This is a genomic window from Polymorphospora sp. NPDC051019, from assembly GCF_040683055.1.
In the GTDB taxonomy this organism is placed as follows: domain Bacteria; phylum Actinomycetota; class Actinomycetes; order Mycobacteriales; family Micromonosporaceae; genus Polymorphospora; species Polymorphospora lycopeni.
The window spans coordinates 737,840-758,154 of sequence record NZ_JBFBCH010000001.1 but is presented as its reverse complement, the minus strand read 5'-3'; the positions used below and the strand labels follow the sequence as shown (position 1 = coordinate 758,154).

General features: G+C 72.0%; 18 protein-coding genes. 9 read left to right on the top strand and 9 right to left on the bottom strand.

The genetic code is table 11. The annotated features are described in order from the left end of the window. Nucleotides 1-7: 7 nt before the first annotated feature. On the top strand, nt 8-685 hold the full coding sequence (locus AB0M79_RS03345; RefSeq protein WP_364207342.1) for an HAD family hydrolase: 678 nt from the start codon (nt 8-10) through the stop codon (nt 683-685). A gap of 31 nt (nt 686-716) precedes the next feature. On the opposite strand, the gene AB0M79_RS03340 is transcribed toward AB0M79_RS03345, so the two are convergent. Further along, nucleotides 717-1,658 (bottom strand): sensor histidine kinase, encoded by a 942-nt coding sequence (locus AB0M79_RS03340; protein ID WP_364207340.1) that lies wholly within the window; start codon nt 1,656-1,658, stop codon nt 717-719. 333 nt (nt 1,659-1,991) lie between these two features. Between AB0M79_RS03340 and AB0M79_RS03335 the strand changes: the two genes are divergently transcribed. The 3 genes from AB0M79_RS03335 to AB0M79_RS03325 all read left to right on the top strand — a co-directional run bounded on the left by AB0M79_RS03335 (nt 1,992) and on the right by AB0M79_RS03325 (nt 5,149). Continuing rightward, complete coding sequence (locus AB0M79_RS03335) at nt 1,992-3,371, top strand: glycoside hydrolase family 6 protein (protein ID WP_364207338.1); 1,380 nt, start codon at nt 1,992-1,994, stop codon at nt 3,369-3,371. A 350-nt stretch (nt 3,372-3,721) separates the two neighbouring features. Next, nucleotides 3,722-4,588 carry a helix-turn-helix transcriptional regulator gene (locus tag AB0M79_RS03330; protein WP_364207336.1) on the top strand — a complete coding sequence of 289 codons (867 nt, stop codon included), beginning with the start codon at nt 3,722-3,724 and terminating at the stop codon, nt 4,586-4,588. A 429-nt stretch (nt 4,589-5,017) separates the two neighbouring features. Beyond that, on the top strand, nt 5,018-5,149 hold the full coding sequence (locus AB0M79_RS03325) for a hypothetical protein (RefSeq protein WP_357537875.1): 132 nt from the start codon (nt 5,018-5,020) through the stop codon (nt 5,147-5,149). Nucleotides 5,150-5,160: 11 nt separating this feature from the next. On the opposite strand, the gene AB0M79_RS03320 is transcribed toward AB0M79_RS03325, so the two are convergent. Together AB0M79_RS03320 and AB0M79_RS03315 are read right to left on the bottom strand one after the other, a co-directional pair. Beyond that, nucleotides 5,161-6,147, bottom strand: a complete 987-nt coding sequence (locus AB0M79_RS03320; protein WP_364207334.1) for a pirin family protein — start codon at nt 6,145-6,147, stop codon at nt 5,161-5,163. 84 nt (nt 6,148-6,231) lie between these two features. Further along, nucleotides 6,232-6,696: a MarR family transcriptional regulator gene (locus AB0M79_RS03315; protein ID WP_364207332.1), complete on the bottom strand. Its 465-nt coding sequence runs from the start codon at nt 6,694-6,696 to the stop codon at nt 6,232-6,234. Between the two features lie 214 nt (nt 6,697-6,910). On the opposite strand from AB0M79_RS03315, the gene AB0M79_RS03310 reads away from it, so the two are divergent. Together AB0M79_RS03310 and AB0M79_RS03305 are read left to right on the top strand one after the other, a co-directional pair. Continuing rightward, entirely contained in the window at nt 6,911-7,936 is a 1,026-nt protein-coding gene (locus AB0M79_RS03310) for an aldo/keto reductase (protein WP_364207330.1), read from the top strand. Continuing rightward, a complete protein-coding gene (locus tag AB0M79_RS03305) occupies nt 7,936-8,532 on the top strand; it encodes a DUF1684 domain-containing protein (RefSeq protein ID WP_364207328.1) in 597 nt (198 codons plus the stop codon). The genes AB0M79_RS03310 and AB0M79_RS03305 overlap by 1 nt, the downstream gene beginning before the upstream one ends. A 48-nt stretch (nt 8,533-8,580) precedes the next feature. Here AB0M79_RS03305 and AB0M79_RS03300 read toward each other — a convergent pair whose 3' ends face one another. After that, the gene (locus AB0M79_RS03300; protein WP_364207613.1) at nt 8,581-9,123 is read right to left on the bottom strand and encodes a general stress protein; all 543 of its coding nucleotides are present in this window, start codon (nt 9,121-9,123) and stop codon (nt 8,581-8,583) included. A gap of 96 nt (nt 9,124-9,219) precedes the next feature. Next, nucleotides 9,220-10,482 carry a phosphotransferase gene (locus AB0M79_RS03295; RefSeq protein ID WP_364207326.1) on the bottom strand — a complete coding sequence of 421 codons (1,263 nt, stop codon included), beginning with the start codon at nt 10,480-10,482 and terminating at the stop codon, nt 9,220-9,222. A gap of 352 nt (nt 10,483-10,834) precedes the next feature. Between AB0M79_RS03295 and AB0M79_RS03290 the strand changes: the two genes are divergently transcribed. Both AB0M79_RS03290 and AB0M79_RS03285 read left to right on the top strand, forming a co-directional pair. Further along, nucleotides 10,835-11,602 carry a SigB/SigF/SigG family RNA polymerase sigma factor gene (locus tag AB0M79_RS03290; RefSeq protein WP_357538144.1) on the top strand — a complete coding sequence of 256 codons (768 nt, stop codon included), beginning with the start codon at nt 10,835-10,837 and terminating at the stop codon, nt 11,600-11,602. Between the two features lie 844 nt (nt 11,603-12,446). After that, nucleotides 12,447-13,427 (top strand): hypothetical protein, encoded by a 981-nt coding sequence (locus AB0M79_RS03285; RefSeq protein ID WP_364207324.1) that lies wholly within the window; start codon nt 12,447-12,449, stop codon nt 13,425-13,427. 99 nt (nt 13,428-13,526) lie between these two features. Here the strand turns inward: AB0M79_RS03285 and AB0M79_RS03280 are convergent, their stop codons facing one another. Then, nucleotides 13,527-14,606 carry a M14 family zinc carboxypeptidase gene (locus AB0M79_RS03280; protein WP_364207322.1) on the bottom strand — a complete coding sequence of 360 codons (1,080 nt, stop codon included), beginning with the start codon at nt 14,604-14,606 and terminating at the stop codon, nt 13,527-13,529. Nucleotides 14,607-14,932: 326 nt separating this feature from the next. Here AB0M79_RS03280 and AB0M79_RS03275 point away from each other — a divergent pair, with 326 nt between their 5' ends. Continuing rightward, nucleotides 14,933-15,334 carry a peptidase inhibitor family I36 protein gene (locus tag AB0M79_RS03275; protein WP_364207320.1) on the top strand — a complete coding sequence of 134 codons (402 nt, stop codon included), beginning with the start codon at nt 14,933-14,935 and terminating at the stop codon, nt 15,332-15,334. Between the two features lie 27 nt (nt 15,335-15,361). On the opposite strand, the gene AB0M79_RS03270 is transcribed toward AB0M79_RS03275, so the two are convergent. The 3 genes from AB0M79_RS03270 to AB0M79_RS03260 all read right to left on the bottom strand — a co-directional run bounded on the left by AB0M79_RS03270 (nt 15,362) and on the right by AB0M79_RS03260 (nt 19,931). Then, entirely contained in the window at nt 15,362-16,180 is an 819-nt protein-coding gene (locus AB0M79_RS03270) for a MerR family transcriptional regulator (RefSeq protein WP_364207318.1), read from the bottom strand. 40 nt (nt 16,181-16,220) lie between these two features. Further along, nucleotides 16,221-16,727 (bottom strand): hypothetical protein, encoded by a 507-nt coding sequence (locus AB0M79_RS03265; protein WP_364207316.1) that lies wholly within the window; start codon nt 16,725-16,727, stop codon nt 16,221-16,223. Nucleotides 16,728-16,832: 105 nt separating this feature from the next. Then, on the bottom strand, nt 16,833-19,931 hold the full coding sequence (locus AB0M79_RS03260) for a beta-L-arabinofuranosidase domain-containing protein (RefSeq protein WP_364207314.1): 3,099 nt from the start codon (nt 19,929-19,931) through the stop codon (nt 16,833-16,835). Nucleotides 19,932-20,315 lie beyond the last annotated feature (384 nt).

The following is a 20,315-nucleotide window of genomic DNA, read 5'->3' as shown; positions in this document are numbered from 1 at the left end:
GGACCGGATGGACGCGAACGGCCCGGCCGGAGTGCTCTTCGACCTCGACGGCACCCTGGTCGACACCACCTACCTGCACACGGTCGCCTGGTGGGAGGCGCTGGGCCGGGCCGGATTCGACGCGCCGATGGCGCGGGTGCACCGCGGCGTCGGGATGGGTTCGGACCGGCTGCTCGACCACGTCCTGGGGCCGGAGCGCGACCGGGGTGCCGACGACCGGATCCGGGCCGGTCACCGGGAGATCTTCGCCCGGCACCGGAACCGGCTGTGTCCGCTGCCGGGCGCCGCCGACCTGCTGCGGGCCTGCGCCGACCGCGGGCTGCGGGTGGTCCTGGCCTCGTCGGTGTCCGGCGACGACCTGACCGCGCTGCGGTCCGCTCTCGCCGCCGACGACGCCGTGGCGGCGGCGACCTGCGCCGACGACGCGCCGGAGAGCCGGCCCAGCCCGGACATCCTGGTCGCCGCCCTGCACAAGGCGGGCCTGGCGGCCCGCCGCGTGGTGTTCGTCGGTGACTCGGTCTGGGACGTGGCCGCGGCCCGGCATCTCGACATCCCCTGCGTGGCGCTGACCTGCGGCGGCACCTGCCGGGCGGAGCTGGCCGGGGCCGGTGCGGTCGCGGTCTACGACGATCCGGCCGCCCTGCTCACGGCTCTCGACGAGTCTCCGATCGCGGCTCTCACCTGACGACCGCCGCCCGCGCCGCCGCCGGCCCGGGTCAGCGGTCCATGAGCAGGCGGACCGTCGTCGAGTCGTCGGTCGTGTGCACGTGGACCAGGTCGCACAGCAGGTTGACCAGGAGCAGGCCGCGGCCGCGCTCGGTGGTGTGCGGGGGCGGGATGCGGCCGGCGAGCCGGTCGGTCAGCACGCTCGACCCGGTGATCTCGCACAGCAGCCCGTCCGGCTCGGTCCACACCCGCAGGACGGCCGGTCCCGGCGCGTTCGCGACGGCGTTGGTGGCCAGTTCGTTGACCGCGATCCGCAGGTCGGTCACCCGGCCGGGACGCAGCCCGGCCTCGGTGGCCAGCGCGACGACGAGACCGCGTACGCCGGACAGGCCGGCCGCCTCGAAGACCAGCACGGTCGCCGGCGTGCCGGGCTCGGGCAACGGGCGGTTGAACGCGTCGACGATCCGTTCCGGGTGGGCGTAGCCGAGGCTGGCCCGGCGGTCGCCGCCGCGGGTCAGCACCGGGTGGGTGCTGGCGGCGTCGGCCAGCACGTCGAGGTCGAGCCGCACGGCGTCGTACGGGCACAGGATCCGCACCGGCTGGTCGGCGAACGCGAGGTTGACCAGGGCCTCGTGCTGCACGCACCGCGGATAGTCGGCCGCGGCCCGGCCGGGCCAGATCGGCTCGCCGACGACGCGGACCGGGCGGCCCGGGTGCGAGGCGGTGAAGGCGTGCAGCACGCCGGGGATGATCCGGGCCGGGTTGCGGCCGGCCTCGACCATGTCCACCAGGCGTACGCCCTCGACGCCGTCGAACCGGCGCAGCAGGTGCAGCCCGGGCGCGGGTACGGCGATCAGCACGGGCTCGCCGGCCGCGAGTCCGGCCTCGACGAAGGGCACGGTGGTCTCGAGGTAGTCGTCGTCACCGGTGTAGAACAGCGCCTCGTGCCACTGCGACCCGCGCGGGGGCGCGACGACCGGGCGATCCGTCATCGGCAGCCGCGGGCCCGTACGCCGACGGCGCGGCTAATGACCGTGATGCCCCCGTCGGGACCGGTACCAACGGCGCTCCCGTCGGGGCCTGCGCCCACGGCGTCCTCACCGCGGGGATCGGTCGCGACCGGAAATGCCATCACTGGTTACCCAACCGTCCCTCCCGGCTCATCGGGAGCCTACGCCCTCCGGACCGGCCGGGTCACGCGACGCGGGCGGGCAATCAGGCAGACACGAGGGCTTCACACGAGCGCAACATCCCCGTACGGTGTTGCTTGTCATGGGAGCGCTTCCATGGAGGACGCTCGATACCGTACCCGAGGGGGTCACCGCATGCCCACCCGATCAGCGCTCGCCGCCGGCGCGACCGCCGCCCTGGCGGTGGTCGCGGCCACCGCGGCCGGCATCGGTCTGCTGTCGCCGCAGCCGGCCGAGGCCGCGCAGTCCGTGTTCTACGTCGACCCGCAGACCAACGCCGCCCAGTGGGTCGCGGCCAATCCCGGCGACTCGCGCGCCGGCGTCATCCGTGACCGGATCGCCAACGTGCCGCAGGGTCGCTGGTTCACCCAGTACAACCCCTCCACCGTGCGGGGTCAGGTCGACGCGTTCGTCGGCGCGGCCGCCGCCGTGGGCAAGATCCCGATCATGGTCGTCTACAACATCCCGAACCGCGACTGCTCCAACCACAGCGCCGGTGGCGCTCCCAACCACGCCTCCTACCGCCAGTGGATCGACCAGGTCGCGGCCGGCCTCGGCAACCGGCCCGCCACGATCATCCTGGAACCCGACGTGCTCGCCCTGATGGGCACCTGCATGAACGCCAGCCAGCAGGCCGAGGTGCGGGCCTCGATGGCGTACGCCGGCAAGCGGCTCAAGGCCGGCTCGGCGCAGGCGAAGGTCTACTTCGACGCCGGCCACTCGGCCTGGCACTCCCCCTCGGCGATGGCCGGCATGCTCGTCGGCGCCGACGTGGCCAACAGCGCCGACGGCATCTCCAGCAACGTGTCCAACTACCGGGCGACGAGCGAGGTCGTCAACTACGTCAAGGCGGTGATCGCGGCGACCGGCGCCAACCACCTGACGGCCGTGATCGACACCAGTCGCAACGGCAACGGCCCGCTGGGCTCGGAGTGGTGCGACCCGGCCGGCCGGGCGATCGGCACGCCGAGCACCAACCAGACCGGCGACGCGAAGATCGACGCCTTCCTGTGGATCAAGCTGCCCGGCGAGGCCGACGGCTGCATCGCCGCCGCCGGACAGTTCGTGCCGCAGCGGGCGTACGACCTGGCCGTCGCCGCCGGCCCGCCGCCGACCACGCCGCCGCCCAGCCCGAACCCGACGACGCCGCCGCCCACGACCCCGCCGCCGACCACTCCCCCGCCGACCACCCCGCCGCCGGCCGGTGGCTGCGCGGTGACCTACACCGCCAACGCCTGGACCGGTGGTTTCACCGCCGAGATCCGGGTGACCAACCGGGGCCCGGCGGTCAGCGGGTGGACGCTGACCTTCACCGCCGGGGCCGGCGTACAGCTCAGCAACGGCTGGAACGGGACGTGGAGCCAGTCCGGCAACCAGGTGACGGCGCGCAACGCCGCCTGGAACGGAGCCCTGGCGACCGGGGGCACGACCAGCATCGGCTTCCAGGGCACCCAGAACGGCGCCGGCACGCCGGCACTGACGGGCTTCGCCCTCAACGGGACGCCCTGCGCCTGACCGCCGAACGGCACGCCGCGCGACAGGGATCGCGCGGCGTGCCGCACGTCCCCGCGTCGCGTACCGTGTCCGGTGCGAGGTGGTTGATTCGTCCGCTTCTCAACACCGACCGCCCTAGATCGACGAAGAGGTACGGGTCGGGTGCGGGCTGGTAGGCGGCATCCGTGATACATATGTTCCAGTCCATTGCAGTCGGCGATCAGCACACACCTGATCGTGCAATTTAGGCCCGCGAAGCCTCTCCGCCGCTCGTCCCGCGAAGACGGGCGGCGTCGATAGCGCAGTGGCGACGCTCTCAACGCATCGCGTTTGGAGCAACGCATCCACAGTGCTTTCCGAGAGGTGGTTCGATGCCGTTCAAAGAACCTGTCCAACGCACCCTGCGCGCCCAGTGGCTCGGCCATCAGATGCGCGAGCTGCGCCGCCAGCGGGGGATGACCCTGAAGTCCACCGCCGACTACCTCGGCCGCGACCACTCCGCGCTCGCCCGCTACGAACGCGCCGAATGGCCGTTCAAGCACCACGACGTCGCGGCCCTGCTCGACATATACGGCGTCTTCGACGGCCGCACCCGGGCCCGCCTGCTCCGCCTGTGCCGGGACACCTGGCGCACCAACCAGTGGGACGTCGACTTCACCGACGTGCTCCCCGAGCGCGCCTACGTCAACCACACCTGGCTGACCGGGCACGCCGCCGTGATCTGTGCCTACCACACCCATCTCGTGCCCGACCTGCTCCAGACCCCGGCCTACGCCGAGCGCACGCTGCGGCTGCGGGAGCCGGCCACCCCGGCCGCCGACCGGGCCGCCCGGCTCGACGACCGCATCGCCAGCCAGCGCGCCTTCGAGGCCGGCGGCAACAACCTCTCGGTGGTGCTCGACGACGCCGTGCTCCACCGCGATCTCGGCGACCCCGAGCTGATGCGGGCCCAGCTCGACCATCTCGTCGCCCTCGCCGCCCGGCCACGGATCGAGATCCGGGTCCTGCCCGCGGGTGCCCACGCCACGCCCCGGTTCGACGGCTCGTTCCAGGTCTTCCGGATGCCCGAGCCCTATCCCGAGGTCGCCTACGTGGAGAACCTCGCCGGGCAGATCTACGTCGAGGCGCCGCAGAGCAAGCGGTTCGTCCTCGCCTTCGACCACCTGCGTGACGCCGCCCTCACCGCGGCGGAATCCACACAGCTCATCACCGCGGCCGTGCTCCACCAGCGGGCCTGAGACGCGGCTGCCGGGGCCGGTGCGACAGGCGCGGCCCCGGCAGCCGCGCGGGCGGCCACATGCCCCCGACGGCCGTTCGGCCGGGCACCGACGACCGGTCGGCGCGGTGAGACTGTCGCCACGTTTGGCGCCGCCGCCCGCGCCGGCCACGCGGGCGGAGCCGATCGCGGCGGGGATTCGGCGGTTCGGGCGTGATTCGCCGGGCGCCATCCGGGTAACCCCGTGGCCGGGTCACACCGCCCGCGGCGCCGAGAACGTAGTCCGCACGGGCGGCTCCCCTGAGGTCGACGACGCCCTCACCCCGCAGGACGGCCGGCGGCCGCCCGCACCTGCCGACAGGTGGGCACGGGCGGCACTAAACCGGGATTCCGCCACGTCGACGTCCTCATACCGTCAATGTCACCGGAGCGACGCTGAGGAGCAGCCGCAATGACCACCGACACCATCAACGCCGCCGAAACCGCCCGCCCCGACACCCTCGACACCGAGCGCGGCCTGCTGTTCGCCGTACTCGTGATGGTCCTGCTGGGGGTTGCCGGGATGTTCCTGATCTCCGCCTGACCCGCCGGGCCTCAGGGCCGGTCCTGGCCGCCGGAGTGCGGCACCCGGGCGGCGGGGATGACGCCGAGCTTGCCAGCCTGGTAGTCCTCGAACGCCTGCACCAGCTCGGCCCGGGTGTTCATCACGAACGGGCCATAGTGGGCCACCGGCTCACGGATCGGCTTGCCGCCCATGATGTAGAGGTCCAGCACCGGGGTGTGCGAGTCCTGCGCCCGGTCGGCGGTGAAGGTCAGCACGTCGCCGGGCCCGTAGACCGCCAACTGACCGGTGTGCACCGGCCGCCGGTCGGTGCCGACCGTACCCTTGCCGCCCAGCACGTAGACCAGCGCGTTGAAGTCCGGTCGCCACGGCAGGTCGACCCGCGCCCCCGGCTGCACCGTCACGTGCGTGATGGTGATGTCGGTGTGGGTCGTACCGGGTCCCCGGTGGCCGTCGACCTCGCCGGCGATGACCCGCAGCAGCGCGCCACCGTCTGGTGTGGTCAGCAGCGCCGACTCACGGCCCCGGATGTCCTGGTAGCGGGGCGGGTTCATCTTGGCCACCCGGGGCAGGTTGACCCACAACTGCAGGCCGTGGAAGAGCCCGCCGCTGACGACCAGGTGCTCTGGCGGGGCCTCGATGTGCAGCAGTCCCGAGCCGGCGGTCATCCACTGCGTGTCGCCGTCGGTGATGGTGCCACCGCCGCCGTTGGAGTCCTGGTGGTCGAAGATCCCGTCGATGATGTACGTGACGGTCTCGAAGCCGCGGTGCGGGTGCCACGGGGTGCCCTTCGGCTCGCCCGGCGCGTAGTCCACCTCGCCCATCTGGTCGAGGTGGATGAAGGGGTCGAGTTCCGGCATGGGTACGCCCGCGAACGCCCGGCGAACCGGGAAGCCCTCGCCCTCGAAACCGCTCGGTGCGGTGACGATCCGGCGGACCGGCCGGAAGGCGGTGGCGGCGTCGTCGAGGCGGGGCAGGCGGGGCAGGACGAGGACGTCGTCCACGGTGATCGCTGGCATGGCTTCCTTCTTTCGGGTGGTGGAGCCGGTGGCGCGGGTGGCGCCCCGGGCTCCGGGTTCGCGGTCCGCTCGGGCGGGTCGCGGTCAGTCGCTGGTGCGGGCCGCGGTCAGCCGGTCGCCGAGCCGGGTGAAGACGCGGGTGAGGCAGGCCATCTCGGCCTCGTCGAGGTCGTCCATCAGGTGCCGGCGCACCGACGCGAGGTGGTGCGGTGCCGCCTCGCGCAGGGCGAGCAGTCCGGTGGCGGTGAGCACCGCCTGGCTGCCGCGCCGGTCCTCGGGACAGCTCTCCCGCACGACCAGGCCGCGCCGCTCCATGGTGGAGACGTGGTACGTCAGCCGGCTCGGCGAGAAGACCAGCCGGCTGGCCAGTTCGCCCATCCGTAACCGCTGCCGGGGCGCCTCGGAGAGCAGCACCAGCACGTGGTAGTCGGGCAGGCTCAGTTCGCTGTCGGCCCGCAGGTCCTCCTCGAGCTGGGTGATCAGGCGCTGGCTCGATTCGATGAAGGCCCGCCAGCAGGCCATCTGCGTGTTGTCCAGACTCTCGACCACGCTCCGAGAATAGCACTCCTTCAAATCTGAACAACCCAACCGACGAAGAGCTTCGTCACATCGTCAGCGGGGAATTCCAAACCTGAACAGAATGTTCGTCGGGCGTTGCGTCTTTGGAGCCCCTCCGCCACGACACCGCGCCGACGGAAGCTGGTCGGGACAAAATGCTGTGGGCGGACAGATTGGCGCCCACAACCCAACCGAGAGGCGAGGTATGCGTTACCGCACCCTGGGCACGACCGGCACGGTCGTGTCCACCTACTGCCTGGGCACCATGACCTTCGGCGCGGAGACCGACGACGACGAGGCGTTCGCGCAGCTCGACCTGTTCGTCGAGCGGGGCGGCACGTTCATCGACACCGCCGACGTCTACTCCGCCGGGATGTCCGAGCAGATCGTCGGGCGGTGGTTCGCCGAGCGCCCCGGAATCCGCGACCGGGTCGTACTGGCCACCAAGGGCCGCTTCCCGATGGGGCCCGGCGCCAACGACGCCGGCCTGTCCCGCACCCACCTCACCCGGGCGCTGGAGGCCAGCCTGCGCCGGCTGGAGGTCGAGACCATCGACCTCTACCAGGCACACGCCTGGGACCCGCTGACCCCGATCGAGGAGACCCTGCGGTTCTTCGACGACGCGGTCCGCGCCGGCAAGATCCGTTACGTCGGCGTCAGCAACTTCACCGGCTGGCAGCTCCAGAAGGCCGCCCTGATCGGTCGCCACCTCAACCTCTCACCGGTGGTGACGTTGCAGCCGCAGTACAACCTGCTCGCCCGCGACGTCGAGTTCGAACTCGTACCGGTCTGCGAACAGGAGGGCATCGGCATCCTGCCCTGGTCACCGCTCGGCGGCGGCTGGCTGACCGGCAAGTACAGCCGGGACAGCCGGCCGGCCGGCGCCACCCGGCTGGGCGAGAACCCGCGACGCGGCATGGAGGCGTACGACCCGCGCAACCGCGACGAACGCACCTGGCGGGTGGTCGACACCGTACGCGACATCGCCGCCGAACGTGGCGTCTCGATGGCCGCCGTCGCGCTGGCCTGGCTGGTCGACCGGCCGGCGGTGACCTCGGTCATCCTCGGCGCGCGTACCCTCGCCCAACTGGAGGACAACCTGACCGCCACCGGGCTGACCCTGGACGCGAAGGAACGCGAACGGCTCGACGAGGCGAGCGCCCCGGTGGTGGCCGACTACCCGTACGGCGCACCCGGGCGGGAGCAGCGCGACCGGCGGGTGCCGGGCTGATGGACGACCTCGACCTGCTGGACTGGCGCGAGCAGGTGGCCCGGCTGTACCTCGGCGGGCTCGACCTCGCCGGCTTCCGGGCCGCCCGGGACGCGTTGTTCGCCGGCCACCCGCAGTCCCCGATCCCGCTCGACCGGCGGGCCGACTTCACCGGGCTGGACTACTTCCCGCCCAACCCGGACGCGGTCGTCGACGTGCCGCTGCGCCCCGCCTCCGGCACCGAGACCATCGACACCGGCGGCCCGGACGGTGTCGTGCGATACCGGCGGGTCGGCATCGCGGAGACCCCGTGGGGCCCGCTGACCCTGTGGTGGATCGAGGCGTACGGCGGCGGTCTGTTCGTGCCGCTGCGCGACGGCACGAGCGGACGGGAGACGTACGGCGGGGGCCGCTACCTGACCGACACCGTCAAGGGCACGTACGGCCGCGGCCTGGTCGTCCTGCCCGGCAGCCGGGTACGCCTCGACGTCAACTACGCCTACAACCCGAGCTGCGCGTACGACGACCGGTGGGCCTGCCCGCTGGCGCCGCCGGAGAACCGCCTGGCGGCCCCGATCCCGGCCGGCGAGAAGACGTACCGGCCGGTAACCGCATGATCGACGCGGCCGGCCGGGCGCTCCCCCGGCCGGCCGCGCCATCCGGGCTCAGCGCACCCGCGCCGGCTGTTGTTGCTGGTTCGCCGGCTGCTGCCCCTGGTTCGCCGGCTGGTTCTCGGCCTGCCAGTTCATCCGGGCCAGCACCTGCCGGCCCTGCTCGGCCTGGTCGGCGTCGACCACGACGGTGTAGCGGCCGGCCCGCAGCGAACTCGCCGAGGTGAAATCGCGGCGGCCGCCGGTCATCGCATGGGCGATGGCACCGAAGATGGCACCCCAGACCGCACCGATGATGACGGCGGTGACGATCACCGCCAACCACGCGGTCGTGGCGAAGATGCCGAACAACAGGCCGATGAACAGACCGAACCAGGCACCCGTGGCCGCACCGGCCAGCGCCGCACGACCGGTGGTCATCCGGCCCAGCACCGTCTCGACCAGCGTCAGGTCGGTGCCGACGATCGCCGTGCCCTGGACCGGGAACTTGTTGTCGGACAGGAAGTCGACGGCCCGCTGCGCCGACGCGTAGTCGGGGTAGGCCGCGAGCATGACCGTCGGACGACCGAGGTCGGTCCCGCCGTGAGCGCCCGGCATGGCCGGTTGCTCGCCGGCCGGACCGGCGGGCAGGTTGTCGCCGCCCGGCCACATGGTGGTGGGCATCGTAGCTCTGCTCATCTCTCGCCTCCTTCGTCAACTGATCGGGTTCCCGCCACCTTTTCGAGGTAACGCGGCCGCCCGGGCGAGATGGTCCGGCACGTCGCCGGCGTGGAACGGGTGTTCGGCGGGTTCGATCCGGGCCAGGAAGTCCGCGTAGACGGCCGCCATCCGCAGTTCCGCGACCGGCCGCAGCAGGTCCAGGGCGCGCTCCGGGTCGCAGCCGGGCACGCTCGCCCGCCAGCGGGCCGCCCAGGAACGGGTCAGCGCGGCGGCGACCGCCGGATCGGTCCGTTCGGTGAGTCGCAGGACGTCGAAGGCGGGGTGACCGACCAAGGCGTCCCCCCAGTCGATGACGACCCGCGCGGCCCCACCGGCCCCACCCGCACCGCCGGTCCCGGTGCCGCGGACGTTGCCCGGGTGCAGGTCACCGTGCACGAGCGTGTCCGGGACGCCGCAGTCGGCCACCCGGGCCAGCCGCTCGTCCAGGCCGTCGAGCAGGCCCGCCACCGGTGCCAGGTCGGCGCCGTGCGCGGTCAGTACCCGGCGCACGTACGCCGCCAGGGCCGCGCCCCGCCGGTCGGGTACGCCGGCCGCGACCAGCGCCGCCACGTCGGCGGCCGCCCGGGTCTGGATCTCGTGGTGGTCGACGCCGATCGCCTCGCGTTCGGCCGGGCCGGCGCCGTACCGGTCCTCGCCGCGCACATGGTCGAGCAGGATCCGGCCGGTGCCGTCGGCGCCGAGCAGCACCGGGGCGAGCCGTGGCACCGCCCGGCCCAGCCAGCGCAGCACCGCCGCCTCGTGCGCGAGGAAGCCCGGCACCTGCTTGACCCAGACCGGATCGCCGGCCGGGTCCGCACCGGCGGCGTCTGGACCGGCCGGGTCGAGGCGCCAGATCGCCGACAGGTTCCACGCCCGCCGCTGCACCGGCCGGTACGCCCCCCGGCCGAGTTCCTCCAGCCGGTCCATGGCCCAGCGCAGCGTACGGTCGGGACCGCCCGGGTCGGCCCAGGGCGCCCGCCGGGGGTCCGGGGACAGATCGGTGGCGGCCGGGACCGGCAGCAGTCCGTCCGGGGCGGTGTCGACCTGGGCCAGGTAGGTCACCGTGCCGCCGGGTGGCGCCGGGCGATCGGCGGTGAGCAGCCGCAGCACGGTCACCTCGACGTGGTGCCGGGCGCGGGCGGTGGCCACCACGTCGGCGACGTCCTGCCACCACGGGTCGGGTGCGTCGAACGGGGCGAGGGCACCGAGCGGCGCGCCGGTCGGATCGACCAGGATCAGGTTCACGGTACGGGGCACGGGCCGCGACGCTAACCGCCGCGGCGGTGGCCGGCCATCGGTTTTGCCGGCCGCCACCGGGTGAGCCGGGTCACCCGGCCGGGCGATCGGGCCGGGCGGAACCCGGCCTCGGAGCGCGTCGGGCGCCTACATCGAAGGATTTCGTCGCACAAAATGCCAGGCCTGCCCATCGATATCCCTTTTATCCATCGTCCGTTCGGCTAGATTTCCGGGATACCTTCGGGCTAGGGTTAGACCACTGAACGGCCGAACATGCACCTGAACGACTGACATATCCCGCGGACGGGGTGCAGGGAGGATCACCATGACCGCGACGATCGAGCAGACCGGGACCGCTACCAGGTCCGTGGAAATGCCCGAAGTCAAGCCCGCCGACAGCGCGGCCGAACTGCTGGACGCGATGGCGGCGTTGCCCGCCGACCATCCGTCCCGGCCAGCGCTGCGGGACCGGGCGATCGAGGCCTGGCTGCCGCTGGCCCAGCATCTCGCCCACCGCTACAGCGGCCGGGGCGAGCCGACCGACGACCTGATGCAGACCGCGGCGGTCGGCCTCATCAAGGCGGTCGACAAGTTCGACCCGAGCCGTGGCGTCGACTTCGCCGGTTACGCCATCCCGACCATCATCGGCGAGCTCAAGCGCCACTTCCGGGACCGCACCTGGGACATCCGGGTGCCCCGCCGCCTGCAGGAACTGCGGCTGAGCATCTCCGAGGCGAACAGCACCCTGCTGCAGAGCCTGGGCCGCTCGCCGACGGTCGCCGACATCGCCGCCCACCTCAAGCTCACCGAGGAAGAGGTGCTGGAGGGCCTGGAGGGCGCCCGCGCCTACAACGCGGTGTCGCTGTCGACCCCGACCGGCGACGGCGAGCGGGCCACCGAACTCGGCGACATGCTCGGCGGCGAGGACGGCGAGTTCGAGCTGGCCGAACTGCGGGTCGCGCTCGGGCCGGCACTGTCCACGCTCGACGAGCGTGAGCAGAAGATCCTGACCCTGCGCTTCTACGGCAACCTCACGCAGTCGCAGATCGCCGAGCAGATCGGGGTCTCCCAGATGCACGTCTCGCGGCTGCTCGCCCGCGCCCTGGTGAAGCTGCGCGGCCAGCTCAGCGACACCTACTGACCTTGTTGGTCGGCAAGCGGCGGCCGGATCCTGTGGTGGGGGTCCGGCCGCCGCGCCGTGTCCGGGGGGGGGGGGGGGGGGGGGGTGGGGGGGGGGGGGGGGGCCGGGGGCGCGGCGGGGGGTATACTGGAGCCCCCCCCCCCCCACACGCCGCAAAAAAACCCCCACAGGCGCGGCCCCCCGCGACAGCAATAGGTGGCCGCTGCGCACCCGCTGCACACTCCGCTTGGGTGACCGTCGGGCCATGGCCGGGCCGCACCTGTCGCGACGTCCGGCCCGGCAGACACCGCGCCGGAAAAGTGGCCGGCCGGGCGGGCATCGCGCGGGGCACCGCCCGGCCGGGCGGGCGTCGGGCGGGGACCGGCCGGCCGGGCGGGCGTCGGGCGGGCACCGCCGGCTGAGCGGGTACCACGTGAGGAGCGGCCGACCAGGCGCGCATCGGGCCGGGGAGCGGCCGGCCTCCGGAGTGGCGAAACGGCCCATGAACAGGTGGAGGTAGTCGACCCCCTCCAGCCCGTCGACCCGATCAAGGTTTGGCAACTCGGGCGCGGCGAGCGCCTCCGCCGGCGCACCAGCAGGCGCGCCCGGCACCCAGGCGGACGCCCATCTTCTGCGCCGCCGTCCCGCCTACTGTCCGTGCCGTGCCCGAACACCAGGGCCGGCCACCGACAGGAAACCCGGCCCGCCGGGTAGCGGTGGCACGGTCGTCTCGTCGACATGTTCGGCGAGGAGCCGTCGGTCGGTCGTCCACTGTGCGCGGCGCCGCCGCTCGGCTAGCGTCCTGATCACCGATCCGGGCGACGGTGGGATGCCCGGATCTTCTCCGCGACATCGAGGAGCCGGGATGGATCGAGCAAAGCTGCGCGGGCTCGCGACGCTGGTCGTACCGCTGCTGGTCGCCGTCGTGGGGGTCGGACCACCGGCGTACGCCGCCGACCCGCCCGGCCTGAGTATCCGGACGAAGATCGTCGACGGCGCCACCGCCGCACCGGTACGCGACATCTGCGTCTTCGCCGTCCCGGTGCTGACCTTCCGCCTCCCGGACACCTGCCCGCAGCGCAGCGACGTCGTCGGACAGGTGACCGTCACGGTGCCGGAACCCGGCTCGTACAACCTCTTCGTGCTGCCGGATTCCGGGAGCCGGTACGGCGCGCAGTGGGTGGGACCGGCCGGCGGCACCGGAGCGCAGCAGGGCGCCCGCCGGATCACGCTCGCCGCCGGCGATGCCAAGTCCGTACCGATGATCCGGCTGGACCGGCGGGCGGTCATCAGTGGCCGGGTGGGCCCGGCGGCGGGGGAGGGCACCGTCGGCATCGTCGGCCCCGACCCGTACGGCCGGGTCGATCCGCGTTACGCGCCGATCGCCGCCGACGGTACGTTCCGGATCGACTGGCTCGGCCCGTACGGGTGGCCGCTGCTGTTCCGTACGGATCATCGTCCGTACCAGTGGAGCGGTAACGTCGGCAACCGGCTGCTGGCCGACCTGGTGCCGGCGACGGTCGGCGAGCCGGTTCCCGGCTACCACCACCTCGACCAGGGTGCCCTGGTCACGGTCAGTGTTCCGGAGCCGCCGCCGGTCGGTGGCCGGCTGGTGATCCGCAACGCGGTGACCCAGGACCCGATCGGTGTGGCCGACCGGGTCAGCCCGTGGGCGTTCGCCCCGGTGATGGAGATCCTCGGTGGCCAGCAGGTCAAGATCCAGTGCCTGTGCGGTGACACGGTCCGCTGGCACGGTGGCACCGACTTCGCCAGCGCGACCCCGGTCGTGATCCGTACGCACCAGCCGACGCTGGTCGTCCTGGCCGACCCGCCCGCCGTGAGCTGACCCCCGGCCGGCTTTCCCGCAACGAGAAGCCGGGACCACCGGCGGCGGCCGTCCGGAGACGGTCACCGCCGCCGATGGTCCCGGCGCGGTACGCGTGGATCAGAACTCACACTGCTGCGGGAACTTGTCGCAGGTCTGGATCGTGGCACCCCGGGCGGGGATGTCGGCCCAACGGTTGGCGTCGACCGTGGCCAGCGATCCGTCGGCGATCGCGTCGGTGATCGCCCACAGGCCGTTGACGTTCTGCTTGATGATGTAGCCGCTGCTCTTGTGGCCGATCCCGCCGCGCGACTCGAAGAACATCGCGCTGGTCCGCCAGTTGGCGTACTCGCCGCGCGGGCCGGGGCCGTTGAGCATCGACGCCGAGGTGACGCCCTCGGGGATGTTGATGTACGGGTAGCGGGTCACGTTGACCACGCCGCTCTTGCCGGCGGCGTCGGCGGCCACCACGCCCATCCGGCGGACCGCGTCCCACTGGGCCGGCTGGAGCATGCCGGGGTCGAGCGAGATGCCGACCGAGAAGGTGGTCATCTCGTCGGTGTCACCGACGTAGTAGGTGCCCTGGTGGTGCAGGTCGATCATGTAGTGCGGCAGGAAGTCGGCCCACACGTACCAGAACGCCTGCGACTCGACGGCGCGGTGCCGGGTGTAGTTGTTGTAGGTGTTCTCCGACAGCGGCGGCTGGCCGAGCGAGGCGCGGACCGAGTTGAGCTGGTCGAAGATCGGCCGGTCGACGCCCCAGTCGCGGTTGAGGTCGACGCGGTGCACCTGCTCCTGCCGCTGGTACGCCTCGAAGCCGTCGGGGTTGTACAGCGGGATGACGGCGAAGGTGATCTCCTCGAGGACCTCGCGGGCGTGCTTACCGCCCGAGACCAGGGTCTTCAGGAAGTCCAGGGAGGCTTCCGCGCCGTACGGCTCGTTGCCGTGGATGCGGCCCTGGAGCCAGATCCGGGTCTCGCCGGTGCCGATGTAGGCGACCTGGAGCGGCCGGCCCTGGCCGCTGCGACCGATCTCCTCCACCCGCAGGGCGCCCTTGCTGCGGGCGGCGAGTGAGTGGAGGGTGCTCTCGACCTCGGCGGCGCTGAGCATCGACGCGCGGTTGACGGTGTTCTGGTTCGGGGGGACGAACGGCCCGTCGGCGTTGGCGACGCCGGGCACGAGTGCCGTGGCGAGCAACATCGGGGCTACCAGGAGGAGATTGCGGCGCGTTCTGAACACGGTGACGTTCCCTTCTGAGGGTTGTCGCGGATGACAGGTCTGCGAGCGCCGGGGTGATGGCGTCGCCGTACTGGCACCCAGGACCGACCGGAGCCCGCTGACCAGGCATCCCGGACGTTGGAGATCATCTAACAATGGACGATCATGATCGTCAACGGCCAACATCGGCCGCGGTGCTTTGTCGATCTTCAGGGGATCTGTGCTGTCCGGGTCCCCGGTGACCAGGTTGGCGCATCGAAGTCTGTTAATATCGTGCCGGCCTGTTCGCCAGCCCCCTGGAGGTTCCCGTGTCAGTGCACAGTGGCGTGAAGTCCGTCCTGGCCGTCGTGGTGCTCGCCGCCACGACCGTGCTCACCGCCGCCACCCCCGGCGCGGCCGCGGTGCCTACCGAGCGGGCCGGCGTGACCGCGGGTGACTGCCCGTTCCCGAAGACCGTGTGTCTGTTCGACCAGACCGGCTACGCCGGTGTCCGGTTCACCGTGGCCGCGACCGGTCCGGGCGGCGCCTGCGTCAGCCTGGTGGACCACGGCTTCGGCGGCGGCCGGATCCGTTCGGTGCTCAACTCCGGTTCCGGGGCCGCCGCACTGTTCGCGGGCGACGACTGCGTCGGCGGCCCTTACCAGGTGGCGGGCAACAGCGGCATCGCCGACCTCAGCTCGTTCCAGGCGGAAAGCGTGTGGGTCCCGTAGCGGCCCCCGAAGCGCGCCCCGCCGCCGTCACCTCCAGGTCGCGGACTCCGGGTCGACGCCGCGCGCGCGGGCGTTGGCGTCGATGACGTCGTGCAGCCACCCGGCCAGGCCGGGCTCGAAGCCGTCGTAGTAGGCGGCGAAACCCGGCTCGGTCGTGTACCTGCGGCCCAGGCAGACGTGCATGGAGTGCGTGCAGTCGAAGTACACGCCGATCGACGCCCGGTGCCGCTCGGCGAGCGCGTTCGCCTCGTCGCTTCCGGGCCGGACCCCGGCGCGCCGGGCGGCGGCCAGGTCGGCGTTGAGCGCCTCGACGTCCGTGGTGATCGACCGCCAGTCGTCGGCGGTCCTCCCGGCGGCGCGTTCGGCGTACTGCGCCCACTGGCCGGTCTCGCCCCAGCGCTCGCGCGCCTCCGCTACCCAGGCGGGTCGCCATTGCGCACCGAAGATGGCGACCTGTTCCTCGGCGTTCAGCAGGATGCCGGTGTTCCGGGCCTCGACGATGCGGTCGAGCGCGGCGACCATCCGCTCCATCCGCAGGATGCGTTCGCGGAGCTGGTCGCGCTGTCGGCGCAGGGATTCGGTGGCGTCGCCGCTCGGCGCGTCCAGCAGGTCCGCGATGCGGTCGAGAGGTACGTCCAGTTCGCGGTAGACGAGCACCCGGTGGATGCGGGCCACGTCGGCGGCCGTGTAGAGCCGGTAGCCGGCGGTGGTGCGTGCGGACGGGCGGACGAGCCCGATCGCGTCCCAGTGGTGGAGCGTCCGGACGGTGACGCCCGCGAGGGAGGCCACGGCGCCGACGGTCAGCCCGTCGGTCGCCGCGGTCCCGTCGGCAGGTCGAGGTGTCACGTCACCAGTGTGGCAGCCGGGTCCGGTCGGGCCCGCCGCGTCACGCCGCAGGGGCTTCGATCCCGATGTCCCGCAGGAACTGGGCCTCGGGACTGTCCGGGTCGTACGGGCGCGCGGCGGTCATGATCACCCGGGTGTTCTCCGGCGTGACGACCTCCAACTCCACCGAGTTCCACGGCATGTGCCGCGGCCCCGTCGTCGAACCGGGCAGAAGCTTCTCGCCCGCGGCCGCGATCTCGTCGATCTGGCTCAGCACGCACGAGAAGCTCACGGTCAGCGCCGGAGGTTCGGCGGCGCTTTCGGCCGCCATCAGCAGGACGTCCTGGAACGCCCAGCGCCGCAGGTGCGTGAGCCGGCCGGGAATGGAGAACAGGTCGAAGAAGCCCAGGCCACGGACCCAGAAGTCGGCCGACGCCGCCAGGTCGTCGGTCGGTACCGTCACGAACATCGGCATCCCGTAGATGCCGCGGAACAACTCCGGCGGCACCGCGTCGAGTGCCGGCGTCGGGACGGGGCTGAGGTCGAAGGCGGGAAAGGTGTCGGTCATGACGCCAGCATCGAGCCTCACGTGACGTGAGGGTCAAGTCGCCGCCGATCGAGGTGCCCCGGAGGGCCGCGGTCGACCGCGGCCCTCCGGGGCGGGGCGTACGGTCTACGGGGCGAGTTCCCTGTTGGCGCGACCCGCGTGCGAGACGACGAGGGTCTTCTGCGCCTCGGTGAGGATGCCGGCCGCGACGAACGCCTCGGCAAGCTCGGTGACCTTCGATACGAACTGGCCGTGGTTGCGGAAGGGTGCCTGGTCCCACAGCAGGTCGAGGAAGGTCGGTCCGTCGGTGCCGGGCGACGGGATGCCCGTCACCGGGACGTCGTAGTTCGGGAGGCCGTCGTTGCGCTTGTAGTTCGGCACCCCGGTGTCGATCGACCCGAACACGATCGTCGGCTCGACCCGCCGGAAGTAGGTCGAGGCGGCCTGGGTGTCACTGATGTAGTAGGGCCGCAGGGTGAAGTCGTGCGTGGTGAAGAGCTTGTCGCCCGCCGCCGTGGTGCTCGCGTGGGTGATGGCCGAGCGGCCGTAGTCGCCGTCCCGCTTGAGGTAGCGGTAGAGGGACAGCTCGCGGTAGCTCCCGCCGCCCGGGTTGCCCAGGACCTGCAGGACGAGGGGACCCCAGAAGATCGCCTGGGTGTCCGGACGGTCCAGGGCCCGCTCGATCCGGATGCTGAAGGGCATCCGGATCTCGACGACGTCACCGGACGTCCAGGTCCGGCTCAGGGTCACGTACCGGCCGGACTTCTGGTTGATGTTCACCGGCTCGCCGTTGAGGTTGACGAAGAAGCCCCGCCGCGTCCAGCCCGGCACCCGCAGCTTGAGGTTGAGCCGGCCGCTGCCGGTGACGGTCAGCTTGACCCGGTCGTCCCGGGGGTAGCTCGTCTCCTGCGTGATGGTGAAGCCCTTCTGCGCCCAGGTCAGGGTCGAGGGCACGTAGAGGTTCACCCAGAGCGTGTTGCCCTTGGCGGACTTGAAGTAGATCGTCTCCTGGTACTTCGTGTGGTTCTCGATGCCCGTACCGCCGCAGCAGGTGCCGGTGTTGCCGTAACCCCGGGAGGTGCCGGGTGTCAGCGGCTGGAAGTAGGTGACCTGCGGGTTGCTGACGCTCGAGCTGTCGGAACGGGAGCCGAGGATCATGTTGAGCAGGCCGCGCTCGTAGTAGTCCATGTAGGCCGCGTCGTGCTCGTGGAAGAACAGGTTGCGGGCCAGCTTGATCATGTTGTACGTGGTGCAGGTCTCCGCGCCGCCCTGGGCGATCGCGTTGGCGATGTTGCCCCGGTTCTGGAACATCTCGATGTTGTTGTTGGAACCGGGGTAGTTGCCACCCGTACCACCGTGGGCGAACATGCGGTCCGGGATGACCATGCCGAAGAAGTTCTTCGCGGCCTGGAAGTACTCCTGGTCGCCGCTCTGCTCGTAGACGCTCAGGTAGCCGATGAACTGCGGCACGTGCGTGTTGGCGTGCAGCCGTTCCGGGCGGCGCCGGCCGGGCCGGGTCTCCGGCGTGGTGACCAGGATGTCGCGGTTCTCGACGGTGGCGCCGAACAGCGACTCCCGGTTGTCGAAGGTCTTGGCGGTCGCCAGGTGCTTCGGGTCGCCGGTGATCCGGGCGATCTCGGGGAACACCTCGTTCGCCCCGCCGAACTCACCGGCGATGTAGAGGTCCCACATGTAGTTCAGGTTGTCCCGGGTCAGCGGGCCCTCGTAGTCGGGGTGGTTCTTGTCCCCGAGGGTCAGTGCGAGGTGGGCCCAGTCGGCCATCTTGACGACGACCTCGAGCGCCTTGGCGTTGTCGGTGTGGTAGTGGGCGTCGAGCAGGCCGCGCATGATCTTGTGCTGGGTGTACCAGGGCGCCCAGGTGTTGGTGTCGGCGTTGCCGCCGTAGATGGCCCAGCGGGGCGGCCCGAGCCGCAGCACCGCGTCCTCCGGGATCGCACCCAGGTAACCGGGGTGGGTCGGGATCCACAGGTCGGCCCCGCCGCTGTCGGCGGCCACGACGCCGGCGTCGCGACCGTTCGGCGAGGAGTCCCGCAGGGTGGTGCCGCCCTCCTCCTCGAACCGGTACCAGGCGATGCTCCCGCCCCCGGTGCTCCCGGCGGCCGAGTCCTGCAGCGACTGGACCTCCTGCTGGCTGAGCGCCCGGTCGAAGATGTGGAACTCGTCGACGGTGGCGTCGAGGAACGGGTCGCCGTACTGCGAGCGGCCGATCCAGCGGTTGGCCGGGTTGCTGAGGTTGGCCGGGTTCAGCGTCATGTTGGTGTTGGTGCCGGCGACCTGGCCGTTGACGTACAGCGTGCCGGTGTTCTGCGACAGGGTGACGGCCAGGTGGACCCACTGGCCCGTCGGCAGCGCGGCGTTACCGTTGATCTGCTGTTCCTGGGCGGTTCCGCCGACCGTGATGGCGAACCGCGGGGCGTTGCCCGCGGCGCCGGAGCGGGGGGTCAGGAACATGTTGACCGTGCTGTTCTGGCCGAAGTCGAACAGCCGGCTCCAGTCCTGGGCCGAGGCGAGGTTCACCCAGGTGGCGATGGTGAAGTTGGTGAGCTGGCTGATCGTCTCCTGCGGCAGCGTCACGTACTGGGCCTGGCTGGGTCCGTTGAGGCGCAGGGCGCTGCCGAAGCGGCCCGGTACCCGGCCGATCTCCGGCTCCTGCGGGTTCTCGCCGCCGGGCCCCCCGGTGCCCATCCGGGCGGTGATCGCGGCCTGGCACGCGGCCAGCTCGTCGACCATCCAGTCGAGCTTGCTCTTGAAGATCGGCTCACGCTGGTCGGCGTAGCTCTGCGCGAGCGCCGTCATGAAGTGGCCGGCCCAGTGACCGCTGAGCAGCCCGCCGTTCTCCCAGCCCCCGGGGGTGGACACCCCCGGCGGGTTCGGCCGGCCGGCCTGGTTGTTGAACAGCACGAGGAACCGCCGCTCGTCGAACTGCCGGAGGTAGTTCTTCATGCGGTCGCGCTTTTCCTGGAACAGGCCGTCGCCGAGCGAGACGTCACGCAGCTGGAACGGCCGGACCGGGGCGGTGCCGCCGGGGCCGAGGTCGGGCGGGGTCCCGGGCAACGGGTTCGGGCCGGTCACCGCCTCGGTCGCCGGTGCCGCCTGCGCGGCGGCGGCCGGGAGCGCACCGGCGGCGGCGACCGCGGCCGCGCCGATGGCGGAGGCCTGAAGAACCTGACGACGACTGATGGGGAGCTTCTCGGGTTGAACCACTGAGGATCGTCCTTCCAGGGGTGGGTATGTGTGACGGCTCGGCCTGCCGCCCGCTCGCCGGGCCCGGTCGGATCCACTGGCTGTCGTGGGTCCGGCCCGGGGGCTGGCGGCCATCCCTGACGGCGGCGGTGGTGACCACGGCGGACGGCGGGGCGGGTGTCGCTGGGCAGGTCGGGACGGTGGCTTGGTGAGTCGGCGGGTCTGTCGTGCCGCTGCTCCGGCGCCGGTCCGCCCGTTCCTCAGGTGGGTGGGCCCGGTGCGGCGTCGGACGTACCGCGTGCGGCGCGACTCGGTGGCCTGCCGGAGTGTTCTTGTGCCTCCCGCCGTCGGGCGGGACGAGGATGTTGAGCGTATACTATTGCAATTGCATCCCAGCCTCTCTGT